Source organism: Coprococcus ammoniilyticus, assembly GCF_025567345.1.
In the GTDB taxonomy this organism is placed as follows: domain Bacteria; phylum Bacillota; class Clostridia; order Lachnospirales; family Lachnospiraceae; genus Coprococcus; species Coprococcus ammoniilyticus.
Genome location: NZ_JAOQJS010000003.1, coordinates 253,452 through 276,319, shown reverse-complemented (window position 1 = coordinate 276,319; position 22,868 = coordinate 253,452). Strand labels below are relative to the sequence as shown.

The following is a 22,868-nucleotide window of genomic DNA, read 5'->3' as shown; positions in this document are numbered from 1 at the left end:
AAAAAAGGCAGCATATCTTCTGGTATATAAGAATATATTTTATGGTATACATTCGAAGGGATATACCAGAAGGGAGAAAAAGCATGGAAAAAACATTAAACAATAACCAGGTGATCGTAGCGGGGGAGATCGCGTCAGACTTTACGTTCAGTCATGAGATCTTCGGAGAGGGATTTTATATGGTGGATCTTGTTGTTGCCAGACTGAGTGATACCTATGACGTAATACCACTTATGGTATCTGACCGGTTATTTGATGTAGAAAATTCCCATATTGGGGAAAAGGTGGTTGCAAGAGGACAGTTCCGTTCTTATAACAAACATGAGGAGACGAGAAACCGTCTGATCTTATCGGTATTTGTCAGGGAGATATCGGTACTGGATGATGAGGAGGGCGAAGCGGAAAACAAACCAAATCAGATTTATCTGGATGGTTATATCTGCAAGGAGCCGGTGTACCGTATGACACCACTTGGAAGAGAGATTGCAGATATTCTGCTTGCAGTTAACCGGGCATATGGCAAGAGTGACTATATTCCATGTATCTGCTGGGGCAGAAATGCAAGATTTGCAGGGAAGCTGAAGGTAGGGGAGCATGTTGCGGTCTGGGGCAGGATCCAGAGCCGGGAATATCAGAAACGGATCGGGAATGACCAGATCATCAGCAAGACGGCTTATGAGGTATCTGTCAGCAAAATGGAATGTCTGGAGTAGCATGGCAAAGGGACGGTAAAGCAATGAACAGGCAGGGAAAAGAAGTTGTTACATATTGACAGAAACAGACAGGAATGATATAGTAATTTTATCTAATGGAAAAAAGAAAATTCAGTAGAGGCGCGGTATTTATCAGTAAATATATGGATATATATGGAGGTAGATGATATGTGTTGAAAGGGGATACCGCCGAAGGAAGCAGTTATCCATAGGGCTGTAACCTGGTTGTGCAGCGAATAACTGTATGACTGTCATCGTCACAGATGGAGGGCTACTTTTTCAGAAAGTATATTATTTCTAAAGGTCGGCGCTCGCGTGCCGGCCTTTTATACTGTATAGAAGAAGTAAAATTGATTCCACGAGGATTTACAGGTTTTAGATTTTAAGGAGGAAAAATTTATGTCAATTTTTGAAGGTTCAGGTGTAGCGTTAGTAACACCATTTAAGGAGAATGGCGAGGTTGATTTCGATAAGATGAAGGAACTTGTTGAATTCCATATTGCAAATGGTACAGATGCCATTATCGTATGTGGAACAACAGGTGAAGCATCTACATTATCACATGAAGAACATCTCGCATGTATAAAGGCATGTGTAGAATATGTAGATCACAGAATCCCTGTTATCGCAGGTGCAGGTTCTAATTGTACAGGAACAGCTATTTACCTTTCTACAGAGGCAGAGAGCTATGGCGTAGATGGATTACTGTTAGTAACACCATATTACAACAAGGCAACCCAGAATGGTCTGATCGCACACTTTACAGCTATTGCGAATTCTGTAAAGATTCCAATTATCTTATACAATGTACCATCCCGTACAGGATGTAACATTCAGCCGGAGACAGCAGTTACACTTGCAAAGACTGTACCAAATATCGTAGGTATCAAGGAAGCGTCCGGTAATATCGCACAGGTAGTTAAGCTTGCAAAACTGGCAGATGGCTGTATCGATATTTATTCCGGTAACGATGATCAGGTAGTACCACTCCTGTCATTAGGTGGAAAGGGTGTTATCTCTGTAACAGCAAATATTGCTCCAAGAGATGTACATGATATGGTTAAGAAATTCATGGACGGCGATGTAAAGGGAAGTCTTGATATCCAGTTAAAGACGATCGATTTGTGTGAGGCACTGTTCTGTGAAGTAAATCCAATTCCTGTTAAGAAAGCAGTTGAGCTTATGGGCTTATGCGGCGGAACAATGAGAATGCCATTAACAGAGATGGAGCCTGCACATGTAGAGAAGTTAAAGGCCGCAATGACAGCGTACGGCTTACTTTAGAATAAAAAGAAAATACAGATGATCCGGTAGAGGATTAGGCTGTATGATATAAACAAAGATGGACAGAAGGGATACAGGAATCTGTCTGTAGTATATAAAATCCCGCAGGTTCTGCGGGATTTTTGTTTAGTTTGCGGGTACTCAGCCAAAGCTCATGTCTGCATGAGAGATTTGGCGGCTGCTACGGCAGAATGAGAAAAACACAGGATAAATGGAGGAAAAGAAAATGGTTCGAATTATAATGCATGGATGTAATGGTAAGATGGGACAGGTGATCACAGGACTTGTAGCGGATGATCCGAATGCACAGATCGTTGCAGGCATTGATATCGCAGATAACAGAGATAACGGATATCCGGTATTTACAGATATTAAAAAGTGTGATGTGGCGGCAGATGTAATCGTTGACTTTGCAGCAGCAGTAGCAGTGGATGCACTTCTTGATTACAGCGTGGAAAAACAGATCCCGGTAGTTCTCTGTACAACCGGTTTAAGTGATGAACAGCTTGCAAAGGTAAAAGAATGCAGTGCAAAGGTTGCAATCTTAAAGTCAGCCAATATGTCACTTGGAATTAACACTTTGATGAAGCTGTTAAAGGATGCCGCAAATGTATTTGCACCGGCAGGCTATGATATCGAGATCGTTGAGAAGCATCATAACCAGAAGGTAGATGCACCATCCGGAACAGCGATAGCACTTGCGGATTCTATTAATGAAGCAAGAGGCGGAGAATATGAATATGTCTACGACAGAAGTCAGGTCAGAAAAAAGAGAGATAAGAAAGAGCTTGGTATCTCAGCCGTTCGTGGCGGAACGATTGTTGGAGAACATGAGGTCATCTTTGCGGGAATCGATGAAGTGATCGAGTTCAAGCATACAGCATATTCCAAGTCAGTATTTGCAAAGGGCGCAGTAGAAGCCGCAAAATTCCTGGCAGGAAAACCGGCAGGCATGTATGATATGGCAGATGTGATAGGATAGGAGAAACAATGAAACCAGAAAAGGTTGTATTATGTGCTAGTTCGAAGTACGAACAGAAATTTTATCTGAATGAGGAGTTTAAAGGACTTCCGGAAGAAATAAAAAAAGAATTAAAAATCATGTGTGTATTGTTTACAGAGGATGTAGGTGGTATACTGAGGCTTGAATTTGACCAGGAGGGAAGCCTGAATCTTGTAACAGAAGCATTTGATGAGGATTTGTTATATGATGAGATCGGATGTGAGTTGAAGATCAAGCAGTTACAGAAGGACAAGCAGCAGTTGTTTTCCAGTCTGGAATTGTTTTATAAGGTATTTTATCTGGAAGACTATTAGAGGTGAGAGATGCTATTTGCAATTGATGTAGGAAATACGAATATCACGATGGGATTATTTGACGGAGAAAAGTTAGAGAAGACATTCCGTATGACGACGGGAATATCGAGAACTTCAGATGAGTTTGGTGTATTTTTGGGAGAATTGCTTCGAATGAGAAATCTTCCGTTAGATGTAATTGATGAAGTTATTATTGCATCTGTAGTACCAAATGTGATGCATTCCCTGACAAATGGAATAAGAAAATATTTTAAGTTAGATCCTCTGATCGTGGAGCCTGGGGTAAAAACAGGTATTAATATTACGATTCCAAATCCAAGACAGCTTGGTGCAGACCGTATCGTAGATGCGGTAGCAGCGTACCATATGTATGGCGGACCTGTGCTGGTGATCGATTTTGGAACTGCAACCACATATGATCTGGTAAATGGAGATGGTTCATTTATAGCAGGTGTAACTTCACCGGGTATTCGTCTGGGTGCAAATGCATTATGGAGCGGAACAGCGAAGCTGCCGGAAATTGAGATCAAGGTGCCGGATACGGTACTGTGTAAGGATACGATCTCCAGTATGCAGGCAGGTGTATGTCTTGGCTATATCGGACAGACAGAATACATTGTAAAGCGTATGCGGAAGGAATCCGGCTTTGATAATATGAAGGTTGTTGCGACCGGTGGACTTGGTAAGATGATTTATGAGAATACCGACTGCATCGATACCTATGATCCGGATCTGACACTGTATGGTCTTCGAATTATTATGGATAAACAAAAACAGGCATAGGAGTATTTATGGATTTTACGAATAAACTTGTTTTAGCACCAATGGCTGGGGTATGTGACCAGCCATTTCGTTTGCTGGCGAAGGAACAGGGCTGCGATATTTTATACACGGAAATGATCAGTGCAAAGGGTTTGTACTATAATAATAAGAATACAGTTCCGCTTCTTGCGGTTTCCCCGGAAGAAGATCCGATCGGTGTGCAGTTATTTGGCTCAGACCCGGAGCTGCTTGCAGAGATGGCGAAGAAGATCGAAGACTGTGGATTTGCATTTGTCGATGTGAATATGGGATGTCCGGTTCCAAAGATTGTAAATAACGGCGAGGGGTCTGCACTGATGAAGGATCCGTTGCTAATAGGAAAGATCGTATCAGCAATGACAAAAGCGTGTAAGCTGCCGATTACGATCAAGATTCGAAGCGGATTTGACGGCGGGCATATTAATGCACCGGAAATCGCACATATAGCAGAGGAATGCGGTGCGGCTGCTGTGGCTGTTCATGGAAGAACCAGAGAACAGTATTATCATGGTCATGCAGACTGGGGCGTGATCGCAGACGTGAAAGCGGCTGTGAAGATTCCTGTGATCGGGAATGGCGATATCCTGACACCGGAGGATGTGATCCGGATGAAGGAACAGACAAATTGTGATGCCTTTATGATCGGAAGAGGTGCGCGCGGCAACCCATGGATCTTCCATGAATTAAAGACATACTTTGAGACCGGAGAGATTCCGGCAAGACCGGATAAGCAGCAGGTGAAGGAGACGATGCTCCGCCATGCCAGACTGATGATTGATTTTAAAGGGGAATTTACAGGAATCCATGAGATGCGGAAGCATGTGGCATGGTATTCGGCAGGTATGTATGATTCTTCCAGACTTCGGAATCTGATCAATCAGGTAGAGAGCTATGACGAGATGGTGGAATTGCTTGATGCATGGACCGATGGCTCCCTGTTTGAAGCAGGTGCAAAAGAGGATATGTAATAATTTTAGATGCATTTCTGATACAGTTTTGAAAATATTTTAAAATATATCCAGCGGATATTGCGAAAAACAGAGATGATTTCGAAATATTTACAGCTATATGCGTATATATTTCTGAATTGTTTCTGTTTTTTTTAAGAAAAATTGCAGTTTTGATACTAAAAATTAAGAAATTCCCTTCGTGGAAGTGTCCAATGTGCTAAGTTGTTGCATAATTGTTAAGATGTTAAAATGTATAATATGCACAAATGATTAATATGTAAATTGGTTATAAATACCACAAAATAATGATGATAGATTTTGTAGCCACGACATAATTAATAAAAATAGCTGGTTTGCTTGACCTTTTGATTGTCAGGCATTATAATAACGATACAAACAAGAGTTAATCTTTTTGTAACAATTTCGAAACCGAAAAGAAATTAAGGAGAGAATATTATGAAGAAATTTTCAAGCTCCAGCCAGATGTTTTCTGAGAATCTTAAGAAATATCTGAAAAGAGCAGGTATTGCTGTAGTATCCACTTCCCTTGGAGTTGCATCTGTGATCGCATTTGCATCCGATGAATCAAAACTCCATTCCGATGCAAAAATGATAGCTGTATCCCAGCTTGAATCTACAGCAATTGAAGATACTAAGGTTGAATATTCTAAGATTGAATACACAGATTTACAGAAGTCAATCAAGGACGCTGAGTTATCAGCTAAGATTGAGAAAACCGGAAAAGTAACAGAAGCAGTTGCATTGGCAAAGAAAGAAGAAGTACCGACAGAGGATGCCACAATAGCTACAGAAGCAGAGCTTGCTTTTGCTGAGAAGGAAGATACAACAAGTGCAAACCTCGTAGAGGATGTTACAGAAGAGACTGCTGAAGAACCAACAGAGGAAGCATCCTCCGCAGATATCACTGCAGAAGATATTACAACTGAGCTGGTAACAACAGAGGACACAGAAGTAACAACTACAGAAGAAACAGAATTAGCAAAGTCAAACGGTAAGAAATCAAAGAAGAATACAACAGAAGCTACAGATAAAAAGCAGCAGACAGGAATCGAAGCTACAGAAGCTACAGAGGAAGCAACAGCAGGTGCAATCCTTGTAGAAGATGACAGCTATCAGCCGGGAACTTATCTTGGTACATACACAACAACAGCTTACTGCGGATGTTCATACTGTTGTGGTAAGTCCGATGGAATTACAGCCAGCGGTACATATGCTACAGAAGGAAGAACAATTGCGGCACCAAGTAATTTTGCGTTTGGTACAGAACTTATCATTGATGGTCACACATATGTCGTAGAGGACAGAGGTGGTGCAATTCGTGGTAACAGAATCGATATTTTCTTCTCAAGCCATCAGGCAGCTTTAAACTACGGAAGAAGAACTGTTGACGTATATGTCAAATAATTCAGTATAGACAGAGTGGGACAGAACCCTTTGGGTTCTGTCCTTTCTCGTTGTGTGGCAACGATAAAGCCCATGTATGGTAACAGCTTTCTATGATCGGTTATGACCCATTTCGTTTCTATTCGATACACTCGCCTATTTGTCAGCAGTCGCCCTAACTCACCCTATGGGTTCGGACAAGGGCTTGGTGCTGACAGCTAGAGTGTATCTCATTACGAAACTACATGAATGTCATTCCCGATCATAGAAGACTGTTACTACACATGGGCTTTATCTGTTATACATATCATGCAGAAATTGTACTTGCATAAATTCCTATATGACGACCGATGTTCATCGAGCCGACAGATGAGATGTCATTGTTTATTATATGAGTAGTCCGGCAGTCAGGACCTTATGTCTGTTTATAGAATAAGATCAGATTAAAATGAACAAAATACCCAGTAATATTTGTAAGGATGGATAGTGGATTTTCATTGTGGGATCCGGTAGTTATTGGTATAATTAGTTTAACTGCGAATAAGAAGGATTGTTTCAGTGAGATCATGGCATGAGGGGATGGTATTGCTGGAACGGCTTTTGAGAAAAAGGAAGGAGAAGGTATGAGCAGACAAAGGGACAAATGGGTTACAAGGGTCATAGCATGGATGCTGTCATTTGCAATGGCAGTAAGCCTTGTAGTGATTCCTTCAGACAAGACAGAGGCAGCGGGGGAGACGATTGCGCTGTCTTACAGTACGGATCAGGTGACAGCAAGTGGAAATGTGGATAATCAGGTCAGCCTTGATCTTGGAAATGGCGGATACAGCGATCTGTCGGAGCTTAAGAGTGCTGGGCTTACCAAGCTTCGTGTCAGCTTCGAGGTATCATCAGTCAATGGAACGGGAAATATTGGCGGACAGGCATTTGTAAATGCGAAAGGAACATGGAAGGGTGAATGGATCAATGTGAATGCAGGCTCCGGCACTCAGACCGTAGAACTGGACCTGACACAATTCTATAGCAAATCCGGTCAGTTATATAATTTCGGTTTTCAGTTTGAAAATGTAACAAGTATTACATACAAGATTAAAGAGGCGGTTCTGGTAAACTCAGGCAGCAGTTCAGGTGGAGATTCCGGCAGCGGTTCCGATTCTTCTGATTTTGGAACAGAGAGAGAGTATTCATCAGGTGTGACAGCAACTATGAAGAATCAAGGAACACCAAGCAATGACTGGTCAGGTTTTGAAATGGCGATCAGCAATAATACGGGAGCATCAATCTGTGACTGGATCGTAGTATTACAGGTACCATCCGGTACAGCTTCGGCATTTAAGTGTTGGAATGCAACCTTTGTGGCAGATGGTGATACGATCTATATGTATCCGATGCAGAGTGGGGGAAATGCAGTCCTTGCGGCAGGAACAATGCAGAATGATATACCAGGTGGTGGATTCGTAGCAAAATATGTAGATGTATCCAGTATTCAGGTAAAGGGAGTTTATTATAACAAAGGAACTTCATCTTCTGTAGATTATTCCAAGGGAGATACCAATGATAATACAGGCGGCTCCGGCGGTTCCGGTGGAACCTCATCAGGTGATACCACAACGAATAAAGATCTGGATGTAGAATTCAACTATGCAAAGGCATTGCAGGAAAGTCTGTATTTCTATGACGCAAATATGTGTGGTTATCTGGAAGACACCTGTGCACTTTCCTGGCGTGGAAACTGCCATACCTATGATAAAAATGTAACATATACAAAGAATGGAAAAACCTACAATGTAGATGCTTCCGGTGGTTTCCATGATGCAGGCGATCATGTGAAATTCGGACTTCCACAGGGATATGCAGCATCTATGCTTGGAATGAGCTATTATCAGTTCAAGGATGCATTTGACGAGCTTGGTCAGAAGGAACATCTGAAGAAGATCACGGATTATTTCTGCGATTACTTTAAGCGGTGTACAGTGTATGAGGGAGATCAGGTTATCGCATTCTGTTATCAGGTAGGTGACGGTAATACAGATCATGGTGTATGGACAGCACCGGAGGGACAGACGATCAGTCGTCCGGCATTCTTTGCAGATGCGAGCAATCCGGCTACAGATGAAGTGAGTGTTGCGATCGCAGCGCTGGCATTGAACTATATTAACTTTGGAAATAATGAGGATTTAAAGACAGCAAAGGATCTCTTTACATTTGTAGAGAAAAATAATAAAGCATGTGCAACAGAGGGCGCATCATCATTTTATGCGTCTACGTCATATGGTGATGACTATGCACTTGCAGCAAGTGCGCTTGCTGTTGCTACAGGCAATACCTCTTATAATTCAGTTTATAATACATACAAAGATAATTCCGGGAATGGTGTGAATCAGTACTGGGTGATCGACTGGGCAAATACCGGAGCACTGGCATGCATGCTGCAGAAGGATACTGCAAAGATTGCAAGTATTACAGATGTATGCAAAGGCAAGAGTGCCATCGATGGAGTATTTAACTGTGTTAGTGACTGGGGCTCCTGCAGATACAGTGCAGCAGAGCAGTTTACCGGTCTGGTATATGATAAGCTGACAGGAAAAACAACATATGCAGACTGGGCAACCAGTCAGATGAACTATATGTTAGGAGATAATCCGAATAAACGATGCTATATCGTAGGCTATAATGAGAACTCCAGTAAATATCCGCATCACAGAGCGGCATCCAGATCGACAGATTCGAAGATCATAAATAGTGATCATTATACGCTGCTTGGAGCATTGGTAGGCGGACCCGGGGCGGATGGAACCTATAAAGACGATCAGGGAGATTATTATTGCAATGAAGTAGCACTTGATTATAATGCCGGACTGGTTGGTGCGGCAGCAGGACTTTATCTGGTTCACAAGAATGATAAGACAGTAAAGTTATCTTATGCAAAGAAGAATGCAACGAATTATAGTACAAAGACAGCCTCTGCGGCAGAACTTGCTGCTGTAGGCGTGAAAACTTATTATGGAACAAATTCCGGTGATGATACAGAGAAAGAAGTAAAGGCAACAGCCATCAAACTGGATAGCCTGATCGTTGAATTAACAGAAGGACTTGATACTACGATCCGCGCAACGGTTACTCCAAAGACTGCAGAACAGAAGGTGGCATGGAAATCTGAAAACAAGAAGGTAGCGACTGTTTCGGAAACAGGAAAGGTAACTGCGGTCGGAGCAGGTGAGACAACTGTGACAGCTACAACGACAGATGGAACAAATCTCACAGCAAGCTGCAGGGTGACAGTAAAGGCTGCACCAAAGGCAGAATTTGTTACAGATCGGACAGCTTTAACCTGTGCTCCTGTTATTTATGGATATGAAGCAGGATCGACAGCGTCACTGGTATTAGAGAATAAGGGAAATGATACAGGATCTGTAACGATACAGTTAGAAAAAAGCACAGACAGTCCATTTGAAATATCCGGTGATACATCCATAAAGGTTGCAGCGTCAGATAAGACAACTGTGGTTGTGGCATTAAAGACAGGTAAGGATACAGGCTCTTACAGTGATAATCTGCTGGTAGAGGCAGATAACGGACAGTCCTATCAGATTCCGGTATCTGCAACGGTTGAGAAATGTCCGGTAACGGGTATTACATTCCCGACAGCAGGAATGATCGTAACGGGTCAGACGCTTTCCGAGTCGAAGTTATCTGGTGGAGATGAGACCTATGGAACATTTGCATGGGCAGATGCAGCAGCGAAACCGGAACGAGGAACGTATCAGGGACAGGTGCTATTAACCCTTCGTTCCGATGCAAAGAAGAATTATGCATTTGATCAGATCACAGGGTATGATGCAGCAGCAGGAACGATCACACAGAATGTGACGGTAACAGTCAGCAGAGCAGGACTTCCGGCTATCACATTCCCGGAGGCTTCCGAGCTGGTATATGGACAGAAGCTTTCTGATTCTACTCTTGCAGGCGGTTCAACCGAGTATGGAACATTTGCATGGAGCACCCCGGATGTAACAATGGGCGAACAGGAAGTAGCAAATGGTATCAATCAGTATGAGGTTGTATTTACATGGAGTGATACAAGCAAAAAACAGTATCAGATCGAGGACTCTGATGAAGATGCTGTTTATAAAAAGATGGTTTCTGTAAAAGTACGAAAGGCAGAACAGACAGCAGTTCCGGATACTGTGACACTTCTTGCAAGAACAAAGGATACGATCCGGATCTCCGGTCAGGCGGGTGTCCGGTATTCAGTGGATGGAACAACGTGGAAGCAGGCAGCTTCCAATGGAGAGACAATTGAATTTGCCGGATTACGAAGCTTTACAAAGTATACAGTTTCAGGCAGCTATGCAGAAACTGCAACTGCATATGCAGGAAAAACAGTGAAATTGCTTACGGTATATACACTTGTTCAGGATCCATATACGATCGATATAGCAAAGATTGCGGACAAAGAATATCAGGATGCATTACGGACAGATGATGGCAGAACAACAGTCAGCTATACGGAACCGGTTCTCACACTTACGGAAGATGGCAGGGACTATGTGATTACAGGAAAGAATAAGGAGCTTGTTATTAAGGCAGATAGAGCGATAAAGATCACATTGGATCAGGCGGAGGTTGGAGCCGTTGCGATCATCGGAAATGCAGATGGTAAGACGGAGATCATAAGAAAAGGAACGGTAACGATCGCAGGTAATGTCGAGACGGATGGCGGACTTGTGATCAGCGGAAATGGATCCCTTACAGTATCCGGTAAGATATCTGCAGCAGGAGATATAACGATCAAAGGCGGAAAGGTATCGGTTGATGAGGGTATCTCAGCAGGTGGTACAGTTCTGATCCGGGATGCAGAGCTTGCTGCAGGAACAGATGAGACAGGAACGGCGATCAAAGCAGATACTGTACGGATCGAGGATTCCAAGGTAACGGTCGGAGCATATCAGGTTACGAAGAAACCACCGATCAAATCAGACAATATTATTCTGGTTGGAGACAATACAGTAGCATCCTCTTCAGGTTCAAAGGATATCTTTTCATCGAAACCAAAGGATGAAAATGGAGATGAGATCCCGGATACGATCCTGATCGAGAAGATCACGTTAAATAAGACCAGCGTGGTATTAAATATTGGTGATACAGAACGGATCGCAGTAGCGGCCGTTATACCGGCAAATGCAACACGGAAGACATTTGACTGGAAGAGCAGCAACGAGAAAGTGGCAAGTGTATCGCAGACCGGTGAAGTGAAGGGCGTAAGTGCCGGAACTGCAGTTATTACGGTAACAGCGAAGGACGGAAGTGGCGTTACAGGCTCCTGCACCGTTACGGTAAAGAAGAAAGAAACAGTAACACCGACACCAACACCGAATCCGGAAAAGCCGACAACCGAGAAACCGACGACCGAAAAGCCGACGACCGATGAACCAACAACAGAAGCACCAAAGAAGACGGTCAAACCGGCAAAGGTCAAGATCCAGGCAGCAACTAAAAAAATCGCTCCGGGAAAGAAGCTGACTTTGAAAGCAACCGTTACACCTAAGAAAGCGACAAATAAGAAGGTAAAATGGACGATCCGTAAATCGGATAAGAAATATGCATCTATTAACAGCAAGGGTGTGCTGACAGTGAAGAAAGCTGCTAAGGGAAAGACGATCAAGGTAACAGCAACAGCGGTTGGCAACAGCAAGGTGAAAGCAACCTATACGGTTAAGGTTATGAAAAAGGCAGTTAAGAAGGTTACGATCACATCGAAGAAAAAGGCAGTAAAGAAAGTAACGATCAAGAAGAAACAGTCTATAACCTTAAAAACAAAGCTGACTCCGACAAAGGGAATCAGTAAAGAAGTGACATGGACCTCCAGCAATCCGAAGGTTGCAAAGGTAACAGCTAAGGGTAAGGTAACCGGAAAGAAGAAGGGAACGGTTAAGATCACAGCAAAAGCAAAAGATGGAAGTGGTAAGAAAGCAACCATCACCATTAAGGTAAAATAATTTATTCCATTTGTAACAGATGGAAGAAGACAATACAGATGGCGGAAGATCGATCAATTCTATAAAATATAAAAAACAGATTTGAGAGATGCTTCCGCCATCTTGTGTTTTGAAAATGGGTATGCTATAATGTGGACGCTTGCAGGTTGATTTCAGTATATCTGGATGAAAGCATCAGAAAAGGAAAGCCTGCATAAGTCAAAAGAGTAAATAAAACAGAAGGAGAGTGCCATATGGAATTGATATACAGAAGTACAAGAAATGCAAATGAAACAGCAACCGCATCAGAAGCAATCTTAAAAGGTCTTGCAAATGAAGGAGGGTTATTTGTTCCTGACAGTATTCCTGCTCTTGATGTCAGCCTTACAGATCTGGCGCAGATGAACTATCAGCAGGTTGCTTATGAAGTAATGAAGCTGATGTTTACGGATTTTACAGAAGAAGAGTTAAAGCATTGTATCAATTCAGCATATGACAAGAAATTTGATACACCGGAGATCGCACCACTCGTACATAAAGCAGGTGCATATTATCTGGAATTATTCCACGGTTCAACGATTGCATTTAAGGATATGGCATTATCCATTCTTCCTTATCTGCTTACAACATCTGCAAAGAAGAATCATGTAAAGAACGAGATCGTTATTTTGACAGCTACTTCCGGTGATACAGGAAAGGCAGCACTTGCAGGATTTGCAGATGTACCGGGAACAAAGATCATCGTATTCTATCCAAAGCATGGTGTAAGCCCGATCCAGGAGAAGCAGATGGTAACCCAGAAGGGTGAAAATACATTTGTCGTAGGAATTACAGGCAACTTCGATGACGCACAGACAGGTGTTAAGAAGATGTTCTCAGATGAGAAACTTGCTTCATACATGGACGAGAAAGGATATCAGTTCTCATCCGCCAATTCAATCAATATCGGACGTCTGGTTCCGCAGATGGTTTATTATGTATATGCATATACAAGACTGGTTAAGGACGGTACGATCCAGGCTGGCGACAAGATCAATGTTGTTGTACCAACCGGAAACTTTGGAAATATCCTTGCAGCATATTATGCAAAAGAAATGGGACTTCCGATCGCGAAGTTCGTATGTGCATCAAATGACAATAAGGTATTATATGATTTCTTTACAACAGGTACTTATGACAGAAATCGTGAATTTATCTTAACAACATCACCATCTATGGATATCCTGATCTCAAGCAACTTAGAGAGACTGATCTACAAGATCGCAGGAAATGATGCAGAGAAGAATGCAGCACTGATGAAGCAGTTAAGCACAGAAGGTGTATATACGATCACAGATGAGATGAAAGCAAAGCTTGCTGAATTTGCGGGCGGTTATGCAACAGAAGCAGAAACCTCGGCAACGATCAAGAAAGTATATGAATCGGATTCTTATATCATGGATACACATACAGCAGTAGCAGCGACCGTATATGACAAGTATGTAAATGAAACAGGAGATAAGACTCCTACGGTTATCGCTTCTACAGCAAGCCCATATAAGTTTACAAGAAGTGTTATGGAATCTATCGATGAGGCTTATGCAGCAAAGAGCGACTTTGAATTAGTCGATGAGCTCTGCAAGTTATCCGGCGTAAAGGTTCCACAGGCGATCGAGGACATCCGTACAGCTCCTGTTCTTCACGACACAGTATGTGACAAAGAAGAAATGGAGAGCGTCGTAAAGAAGTTCTTAAACATCTAAAAACAGATGCCGGTCAGATATGACAGGCAATACAGAAACAGAATAACTGACAGTTCATTAATACCATCCTGTCACTAAACAAAACTAGGAAAAAACGCGCATGAAGGGCATTTTCCTATATGCGCGTTTTTTACATAGGAATGTTATATTGCACAGCTGTCAGCTTGTATGATGTAATCGCCCGACTTGTTTCGTTTCTATTCGACCTGCACGCCTATTTGTCAGCAGTCGCCCAAACTCACCCATACGGGTTCAAGCATGGGCTTGGTGCTGGCAGCTAGTGCAGGTCTCATAACGAAACTACACAAATGTCGATGCTTATTACATCGTACAAGCTGACAACTGTGTAATATAACATTCGAAAATAAAAGAAAGAGGAAGATATGTACAGTTTAAAGACAAATTCAAGTTTTGACAGCGCGCATTTCCTTGCGGGCTATGAGGGTAAATGCAGAAATCTGCACGGACACCGCTGGACGGTTGAAGTTGAAGTCGGCGGCGAGAAGCTGATGCAGGACGGACAGACCAGAGGCATGGTTGTAGATTTTGGAGATCTGAAAAAGGATCTCAGAGAGAAAACAGAAGAGATGGATCATTGCCTGATTATGGAGAAAGGTACATTGAGGGAAAAAACGATGGAAGCACTGGCAGAAGAACAGTTCCGTATCATCGAGCTTCCGATGCGTCCGACAGCAGAGAATCTGGCAAAGTATTTTTATGAATATATGGCAGATAAGGGATATCAGGTGCTTCGTACCACAGTTTATGAGACCCCGACCAATGCAGCGACGTATATGGCATAATAGCAGAAGAAAAACTATATAGCGTAAAATAATATAAGTCAAAAAAGACTTAGAATAAATAACAGGCAAGATCAAGGATGTCATAATAGATAAATGACATCGAAGAATACCATATACAAAAAGTAAGAAGGAAATAGAAATGGCAAAATTTAAAGTAGCGGAACGATTTGTCAGCATCAACGGTGAATCCGTAAAAGCCGGAGAATTGGCAGTATTTATTCGTTTTACAGGCTGCAACCTGAATTGCAGTTACTGTGATACCAAATGGGCAAATGAAGCAGATGCCCCATACGAAGAACTGACGGATGAAGAAATCTATGACTATATCAAACGAACCGGAGTCAGAAACGTGACATTAACCGGTGGAGAACCATTGATCCAGAAGGATATCGATAAGCTGCTCCTGATGCTGGCGATGGATGAGGAGCTTCAGGTAGAAGTAGAGACAAACGGAAGTGTGGATATCGCAGAGTTTAAAGCACTGACAGACCGGGTAGCATTTACACTTGATTATAAGCTTCTGGGAAGCGGAATGGAAAGTAATATGTGCTTTTCAAATTATAACTACATTGATAAGAAGGATGCGGTAAAGTTCGTATCCGGCTCGATCAAGGATCTGGAAACAGCAAGAGACATTATTCATGAATGGGCATTGGATATCAAATCAAACGTCTATATCAGTCCGGTATACGGTAAGATCAATCCGGAGGATATCGTTGATTTTATGATCGAGAATGAAATGAATGGTGTAAAATTACAGTTACAGCTTCATAAGTATATCTGGGATCCGGAGATGCGCGGAGTGTAAAACGGATGAAACCGCAGGTATCGATATTAACGTATTATTTGGATAATAGATTAAGAGTAATAAGAGAATGGAGTAGAAATGGCAATTGATAAAGAAGCAATAAAGGAGCATATACGTGGAATCCTTGTAGCACTTGGTGATGACCCTGACCGGGAAGGCTTAAAAGAGACACCGGACCGTGTTGCGCGAATGTATGAAGAAGTATTTGAGGGAATGAATTATACCAACGATGAGATTGCTGAGATGTTTGGCAAGACATTCAAAGAGGAAGATGCAGCACATACAAGTGATATGGTATTCGTAAAGGATATCGAGGTGTTTAGCTACTGCGAACATCATATGGCACTGATGTATGATATGAAGGTGTCAGTGGCATACATCCCACATGGCAGGGTCTTAGGACTCAGCAAAATCGCACGGATCGCAGACATGGTAGCGAAGCGGTTGCAGCTTCAGGAGCGGATCGGATCCGATATCGCATATGTGGTTGGAAAGGCAGCAGGCTCACCGGATGTAGCCGTACTGATCGAGGCAAATCATAGCTGCATGACAGCAAGGGGCATTAAGAAGCCGGGAACGAAGACTTATACAACGACGTTCCGTGGTGCATTTGAGAATGATGTGAATTTACAGAATAAAGTATTGATGATGAACCGATAGGAGGATATGAAAGATGCAGAATTTGAAGAACAGAGATGAAGCAGTTGTTGTATTCAGTGGTGGACAGGACAGTACGACCTGTCTGTTATGGGCACTTAAGAAGTATAAAAAAGTATACGCAGTATCATTTGACTATGGACAAAAGCATATAAAAGAATTAGAATGTGCAAAGAAGATTGCTGAAAAATTTGGAGTAGAGCATCATATTCTGGATATGAGTCTGTTGAATCAGCTTGCACCAAATTCATTGACAAGAAGTGAGATGAAAGTAGACGAGAATGCACCGGAGGTCGGTACACCGAATACATTTGTAGATGGAAGAAATATGGTATTCCTGACATTTGTAGCGATTTATGCGAAGCAGAAGGGCGTCAGCGACATTATAACCGGTGTCAGCCAGAGTGATTTCTCCGGCTATCCTGACTGTAGAGATATTTTCATCAAATCATTGAATACAACACTGAATCTTGCGATGGACTATGAATTCGATATCATCACACCATTGATGTGGATCGATAAGATGGAGACCTGGAAGCTGGCAGATGAACTCGGCGGACTCGATGTTATTAGAGATATGACCCTTACCTGTTATAATGGTATTCCGGGTGAAGGATGCGGCCATTGTCCATCCTGTAAGCTCAGAAAAAAGGGATATGATCTTTACATGGAATATAAAAAGAATCACAATGCATAAAGCATAAGTCAGACGGGAACAGAGCAATCGGATAAATGTGTTCCTGTAAACAGTAATGAGGTATGAATATGAAGAAGATGCTGTTTATTGTAAATCCCAAAGCGGGACGAACAACTTTGAAGAATTGTCTTATAGATGTGATAGATGTCTTTTGCAAGAAAGAATATGAAGTCAGAATTTATCTGACACAGGGAGTCGGCGATGCTGCCCGTGTCGTAAAAGAAGAAGGAGAGAAGTACGATGTGATCGTATGTGCCGGAGGTGACGGAACTCTTGGTAATACGGTTACAGGATTTATGGAATGTGGACTGAATCGGCCGCTGGGATATATCCCATGTGGCTCGACAAATGATTATGCCAGAAGCCTTGAGATTCCAAAGGAAGCGATCGAGGCAGCGGAACAGCTTGTCGCGGCCGCACCTTTTTCGGTAGATGTCGGAGAACTGAATAAGAATTATTTTGTCTATGTTGCGGCGTTTGGCATTTTTTCGGATACATCTTATGCAACCCCTCAGAATATGAAGAATATTTTAGGACATGCTGCATATGTATTACAGGGTATGAAGAGTCTTGTAAATGTTCCGACATATAATCTGAAGATTGAATTTAATAACCAGACATATACCGGTGAGTTCATGTTCGGTATGATATCGAATTCAGTATCGGTTGGCGGATATAAGAGTCTGACCAGCCATGGAGTTGAATTCGACGATGGCTTGTTTGAAGGGGTTCTGATCCGTAAGATCCAGAATCTTGCAGATCTCCAGAGAATCATCAATTCGCTGCTCCTTGGAAATACAAATGAGACTAATATGGTGGCATTCCGTACGAATCGTGTTGTGATCGAGAGCGAAGAGCCGATCGCATGGACCCTGGATGGTGAATATGGTGGAGAATATACCAGATCAGAGATATCGGTTCACAGACGGGCAATCGCTCTACTGGTATCACCGGAAGAAGAAAAAGAAGAAGTTAAGTAGTTCAAACTGAGTTGAAAGAAAGAGGTTTACAGTTATGGGTAAATATTTTGGAACAGATGGATTCAGAGGTGAAGCAAATAAGGATCTTACTGTACAGCACAGCTTCAAGGTCGGACGTTATCTTGGCTATTATTATGGCAAGAAGAATCCGGAAGGCAAGGCAAAGGTGGTTATCGGTAAGGATACCAGACGTTCAAGTTATATGTTTGAATATGCGCTGGTTGCAGGCTTAACGGCAAGTGGTGCAGATGTATATCTGATGCATGTAACACCGACACCGAGTGTTTCCTATATTGTCAGAACCGATGGTTTTGACTGTGGAATCATGATCTCGGCAAGCCATAATCCATACTATGACAATGGTATCAAGGTCATCAATGGCATGGGTTACAAATTAGAGGCTGCGGTTGAAGAAGAAATCGAGCGTTATATCGATGGAGAGATTCCGGAGATTCCACTGGCTACAAAAGAAAATATCGGATGCACAGTTGATTACTCTATGGGAAGAAACCGTTACATGGGATACCTGATGACGATCCCTACCCGATCCTTTAAGAATATGCGGGTTGGACTGGACTGTGCAAACGGTGCAGCCTATCAGGTTGCAAAGGCAGTATTTGATGCACTCGGAGCAAAGACCTATGTAATCAATAATGATCCGGACGGAACCAATATCAATACAAATTGTGGATCTACCCATATTGAGGGACTGCAGAAGTTTGTAGTAGAAAAAGGACTGGATGTAGGATTTGCTTATGACGGTGATGCAGATCGTTGTCTGTGCGTTGATGATAAGGGCGAGTTAGTAGACGGAGATAAGATCCTGTATGTCTGCGGACGTTATATGAAGGAACGCGGAGAACTGAATAAGAATACGATCGTAACAACGATCATGTCAAACCTTGGCTTATATAAAGCACTGGATAAGAAGGGAATCTCCTATGATAAGACAGCAGTCGGTGACAAATATGTATTTGAATCCATGATGGAGCATGGATATTCTATCGGCGGCGAACAGTCAGGACATATCATTTTCTCCAAATATGCAACGACCGGAGATGGTGTATTGACGTCTTTGAAGATCATGGAAGTTATTCTGGAACGCAAATGTAAATTATCAGAGTGCTTCAAGAGCCTGACGATCTTCCCGCAGCTTCTGGTAAATGTAAAGGTATCCAGTAAGGATGCGGTTATGAATGATCCGGATGTGCAGGCATTAAATCAGAAGATCGCAGAGGAGCTTGGTTCTGACGGAAGACTTCTTCTTCGCCAGAGCGGAACAGAACCGCTTATCCGTGTTATGGTAGAAGCAGAGAGTGATGAACTCTGCAACAAATATGTATATCAGATGGTAGATCTGATCAAAGAGAAAGGTTATGCAATATAGAGAAAATGGCTGTTAATTTCCGGAATAATTTTTCACATTCCAACATTGACAGAAAAACAGAAAACGTATAAAGTCTTAGTGTGTTAAAAAATAAAATACGAGAGGCAAAACATGAACGAGAATATAAGATCCCATTATTTTGAGAATGATGACAAGATGCATGAAGAATGTGGTGTTTTCGGAATGTATGATTTTGACAACAATGATGTTGCAACCTCCATTTATTATGGATTGTTTGCATTGCAGCATCGAGGACAGGAGAGCTGTGGTATCGCAGTATCAGACACGGAAGGTCCAAAGGGGAAGGTAAGCTCCATGAAGGGCATGGGTCTGGTAAACGAGGTGTACACACCGGAATCCTTTGAGAAATTAAAAGGAAATATCGGTGTCGGACATGTCAGATATTCAACTGCCGGCGCGAGTACGATAGAAAATGCTCAGCCATTAGTCTTAAACTATGTAAAAGGTACACTTGGTCTTGCACACAACGGTAATCTGATCAATGCGCCGGAGCTTCGTAAGGAACTGGCACTTACAGGTGCGATCTTCCAGACGACGATCGACTCCGAGGTTATTGCTTATCATATCGCAAGAGAACGTGTGAACAGTGCAAGTGCCGAGGAAGCAGTTATGAAAGCACTCAGAAAAGTGAAGGGATCTTATTCACTTGTAGTAATGAGTCCAAGAAAGCTGATCGGAGCCAGAGATCCATTTGGATTCCGTCCGCTCTGTATCGGAAAACGTGATAATGCCTATATTCTTGCATCGGAAAGCTGCGCCCTTGATACGATCGGTGCAGAATTTATCCGTGATGTAGAGCCCGGAGAAGTCGTAACGATTTCGCCTGAGTATGGTATTCAGTCCTATAAGGATATGTGTCAGGAGAAGCATGCAAGATGTATCTTTGAATATATCTATTTTGCCCGTCCGGATTCCGTATTTGACGGAATGGGAATCTATGAATCCCGACTGATCGCGGGAAGATGTCTTGCAAAGGACAGTCCGGTAGATGCAGATATGGTTGTAGGTGTTCCGGAATCGGGAAATGCAGCAGCTCAGGGATATTCACTGGAATCCGGCATTCCATACGGAACGGCATTTGTCAAGAATGGCTATGTCGGCAGAACATTCATCAAGCCACAGCAGAGCCAGAGAGAGTCCAGTGTCCGCGTGAAGTTAAATGTATTAAAAGAAGCGGTAAAGGGTAAGCGTATCATTATGATCGATGATTCCATTGTCAGAGGTACAACCTCAGACCGTATCGTAGGAATGCTTCGCGAGGCTGGCGCAAAGGAAGTTCATGTAAGGATCAGTTCGCCTCCGTTCTTATATCCTTGTTATTTTGGAACGGATATCCCGGACAGAGAGCAGTTGATCGCATATAACCGTTCGGTTGATGAGATCTGCAAGATCATCGGCGCCGATTCCCTTGCTTATCTTCGCAAGGAGCGGCTGGTAGAGATCTCCGGTGGAAGACAGTACTGCCACGGCTGCTTTACAGGGGAATATCCGATGGAGCCACCAAAGGAAGATATCCGTGGAGAACATGAGGATTTCAAACGCGGTGAAGATTCAAAAGTAAAATAAAGAAATACAGGAGAGGTAAAAATGAGTACAGACAGATACACAAGCCCATTCTGCGAGAGATATGCAAGTAAAGAAATGCAGTATATTTTCTCTCCGGATAAGAAGTTTAAGACATGGAGAAAATTATGGATCGCCCTTGCAGAAACGGAGTATGAACTCGGCCTTTCTGAAAACGGCAAGCCGGTTATCTCACAGGAGCAGATCGATGAGTTAAAGGCACATGCAGAGGACATCAATTATGATGTAGCAAAAGAGCGTGAGAAGATGGTTCGTCATGATGTTATGAGCCATGTATATGCATACGGCGTTCAGTGTCCAAAGGCTGCCGGCATCATCCATCTGGGAGCAACAAGCTGCTATGTTGGTGATAACACAGATGTTATCGTTATGACAGAGGCTATGAAGCTTGTCAGAAAGAAATTATTAAATGTGATCAACGAACTGTCCAAGTTCGCTATGGAATATAAAGATCTGCCGACACTGGCATTTACCCATTTCCAGCCTGCACAGCCAACAACTGTTGGTAAGCGTGCAACTTTATGGCTTCAGGAACTGATGTTGGATCTGTCTGATCTGGATTACATGATCGGTCAGCAGAAGCTCCTGGGATGTAAGGGAACAACAGGAACACAGGCAAGCTTCTTAGAGCTCTTTAACGGAGATCATGAGAAGGTTCGTCAGATCGATAAGAAGATCGCAGAGAAGATGGGATTTGAAGCATGCTATCCTGTATCCGGACAGACTTATTCCCGTAAGGTAGATTCCAGAGTGTTAAATGTACTTTCCGGTATCGCACAGAGTGCACATAAGTTCTCAAATGATATCCGTCTGTTACAGCATTTAAAAGAAATCGAGGAGCCATTTGAAAAGAACCAGATCGGTTCATCAGCAATGGCATATAAGAGAAATCCGATGAGAAGTGAGAGAATTGCATCTTTATCAAACTACGTTATGGCTGATGCATTAAATCCTGCATTTACAGCAGCAACACAGTGGTTTGAGAGAACACTGGATGATTCCGCAAACAAGCGTGTATCTGTTCCGGAAGCATTTCTTGCGATCGACGGTATCTTAGACCTGTATCTGAATGTTGTAGATGGTCTGGTTGTATATGATAAGGTTATCTATCAGAGATTCATGAAGGAGATTCCGTTTATGGCAACTGAGAATATCATGATGGATGCTGTAAAACGTGGCGGCAATCGTCAGGAGCTGCATGAGCTTATCCGTGAATACTCCATGCAGGCAGGCGCAACTGTAAAGAAAGAGGGCAAGGAAAATAACCTTGTTGATCTGATCGCAGCAGATCCTGCATTTGGCATGACCAAGGAAGAGATCGAAGCCATCCTTGAGCCAAAGAACTTTGTCGGACGCGCACCGGAGCAGACCGAGGAATTCATCACAGAGGTTGTAAAGCCGGTACTTGATGCAAATAAAGACATACTTGGCATGACCGCTGAGATCAACGTATAAAAGTTAAATATCACATGAATCAATTAGGGATGCATATCCCCCTGTAATGACGTGTTGTGGTTTCTATTCAGTGCACATACCTGATTCGTAAATGCTCTTGTGCTAACTCGCCTTCGGCTCAAACAAGCACTCGCATTTACTGGTAATGTGCACTTCATAACGAAATCCTCACAATGTCATTACAAGGGGATATGCATCCCTGATTAATTCATGTGATATTTTGTTATAGCGTTATAATCAATATAGCTCAGAAGTTCATTAACAGTTAAAGGACCAATTATCGGATG

At 42.6% G+C, this 22,868-nt stretch carries 17 protein-coding genes and 1 riboswitch; all 17 genes read left to right on the top strand.

The window, feature by feature from the left end:
- Window positions 1-83: 83 nt before the first annotated feature.
- The 17 genes from OCV60_RS05850 to purB all read left to right on the top strand — a co-directional run bounded on the left by OCV60_RS05850 (window position 84) and on the right by purB (window position 22,581).
- On the top strand, window positions 84-713 hold the full coding sequence (locus OCV60_RS05850; protein ID WP_021944844.1) for a single-stranded DNA-binding protein: 630 nt from the start codon (window positions 84-86) through the stop codon (window positions 711-713).
- Between the two features lie 107 nt (window positions 714-820).
- Window positions 821-995, top strand: a riboswitch (Lysine riboswitch).
- A gap of 117 nt (window positions 996-1,112) precedes the next feature.
- On the top strand, window positions 1,113-1,997 hold the full coding sequence (dapA, locus tag OCV60_RS05845) for a 4-hydroxy-tetrahydrodipicolinate synthase (protein ID WP_021944845.1): 885 nt from the start codon (window positions 1,113-1,115) through the stop codon (window positions 1,995-1,997).
- Window positions 1,998-2,223: 226 nt separating this feature from the next.
- Entirely contained in the window at window positions 2,224-2,979 is a 756-nt protein-coding gene (gene dapB / locus OCV60_RS05840; protein WP_021944846.1) for a 4-hydroxy-tetrahydrodipicolinate reductase, read from the top strand.
- 8 nt (window positions 2,980-2,987) lie between these two features.
- Entirely contained in the window at window positions 2,988-3,314 is a 327-nt protein-coding gene (locus tag OCV60_RS05835; RefSeq protein ID WP_008401359.1) for a DUF6145 family protein, read from the top strand.
- Between the two features lie 9 nt (window positions 3,315-3,323).
- Window positions 3,324-4,097: a type III pantothenate kinase gene (locus OCV60_RS05830; RefSeq protein ID WP_021944847.1), complete on the top strand. Its 774-nt coding sequence runs from the start codon at window positions 3,324-3,326 to the stop codon at window positions 4,095-4,097.
- A gap of 8 nt (window positions 4,098-4,105) precedes the next feature.
- Window positions 4,106-5,083 (top strand): tRNA dihydrouridine synthase DusB, encoded by a 978-nt coding sequence (dusB, locus tag OCV60_RS05825; protein WP_173788955.1) that lies wholly within the window; start codon window positions 4,106-4,108, stop codon window positions 5,081-5,083.
- A gap of 438 nt (window positions 5,084-5,521) precedes the next feature.
- Entirely contained in the window at window positions 5,522-6,490 is a 969-nt protein-coding gene (locus OCV60_RS05820; RefSeq protein ID WP_021944849.1) for a 3D domain-containing protein, read from the top strand.
- 602 nt (window positions 6,491-7,092) lie between these two features.
- Entirely contained in the window at window positions 7,093-12,468 is a 5,376-nt protein-coding gene (locus tag OCV60_RS05815) for a glycoside hydrolase family 9 protein (protein ID WP_262529696.1), read from the top strand.
- A 233-nt stretch (window positions 12,469-12,701) separates the two neighbouring features.
- On the top strand, window positions 12,702-14,189 hold the full coding sequence (gene thrC, locus OCV60_RS05810; protein ID WP_117785116.1) for a threonine synthase: 1,488 nt from the start codon (window positions 12,702-12,704) through the stop codon (window positions 14,187-14,189).
- A 383-nt stretch (window positions 14,190-14,572) separates the two neighbouring features.
- Window positions 14,573-14,992: a 6-carboxytetrahydropterin synthase QueD gene (queD, locus tag OCV60_RS05805; RefSeq protein WP_021944851.1), complete on the top strand. Its 420-nt coding sequence runs from the start codon at window positions 14,573-14,575 to the stop codon at window positions 14,990-14,992.
- 139 nt (window positions 14,993-15,131) lie between these two features.
- Window positions 15,132-15,800: a putative 7-carboxy-7-deazaguanine synthase QueE gene (gene queE, locus OCV60_RS05800; protein WP_262529694.1), complete on the top strand. Its 669-nt coding sequence runs from the start codon at window positions 15,132-15,134 to the stop codon at window positions 15,798-15,800.
- A gap of 78 nt (window positions 15,801-15,878) precedes the next feature.
- Window positions 15,879-16,460: a GTP cyclohydrolase I FolE gene (gene folE / locus OCV60_RS05795; RefSeq protein WP_008401371.1), complete on the top strand. Its 582-nt coding sequence runs from the start codon at window positions 15,879-15,881 to the stop codon at window positions 16,458-16,460.
- Between the two features lie 13 nt (window positions 16,461-16,473).
- Complete coding sequence (gene queC / locus OCV60_RS05790; RefSeq protein ID WP_021944852.1) at window positions 16,474-17,154, top strand: 7-cyano-7-deazaguanine synthase QueC; 681 nt, start codon at window positions 16,474-16,476, stop codon at window positions 17,152-17,154.
- A gap of 68 nt (window positions 17,155-17,222) precedes the next feature.
- Window positions 17,223-18,134 carry a diacylglycerol/lipid kinase family protein gene (locus OCV60_RS05785; protein ID WP_021944853.1) on the top strand — a complete coding sequence of 304 codons (912 nt, stop codon included), beginning with the start codon at window positions 17,223-17,225 and terminating at the stop codon, window positions 18,132-18,134.
- Window positions 18,135-18,168: 34 nt separating this feature from the next.
- Complete coding sequence (gene glmM, locus OCV60_RS05780) at window positions 18,169-19,521, top strand: phosphoglucosamine mutase (protein WP_021944854.1); 1,353 nt, start codon at window positions 18,169-18,171, stop codon at window positions 19,519-19,521.
- Window positions 19,522-19,632: 111 nt separating this feature from the next.
- The gene (gene purF / locus OCV60_RS05775; protein ID WP_021944855.1) at window positions 19,633-21,108 is read left to right on the top strand and encodes an amidophosphoribosyltransferase; all 1,476 of its coding nucleotides are present in this window, start codon (window positions 19,633-19,635) and stop codon (window positions 21,106-21,108) included.
- Between the two features lie 21 nt (window positions 21,109-21,129).
- Window positions 21,130-22,581 carry an adenylosuccinate lyase gene (gene purB / locus OCV60_RS05770; protein WP_021944856.1) on the top strand — a complete coding sequence of 484 codons (1,452 nt, stop codon included), beginning with the start codon at window positions 21,130-21,132 and terminating at the stop codon, window positions 22,579-22,581.
- Window positions 22,582-22,868 lie beyond the last annotated feature (287 nt).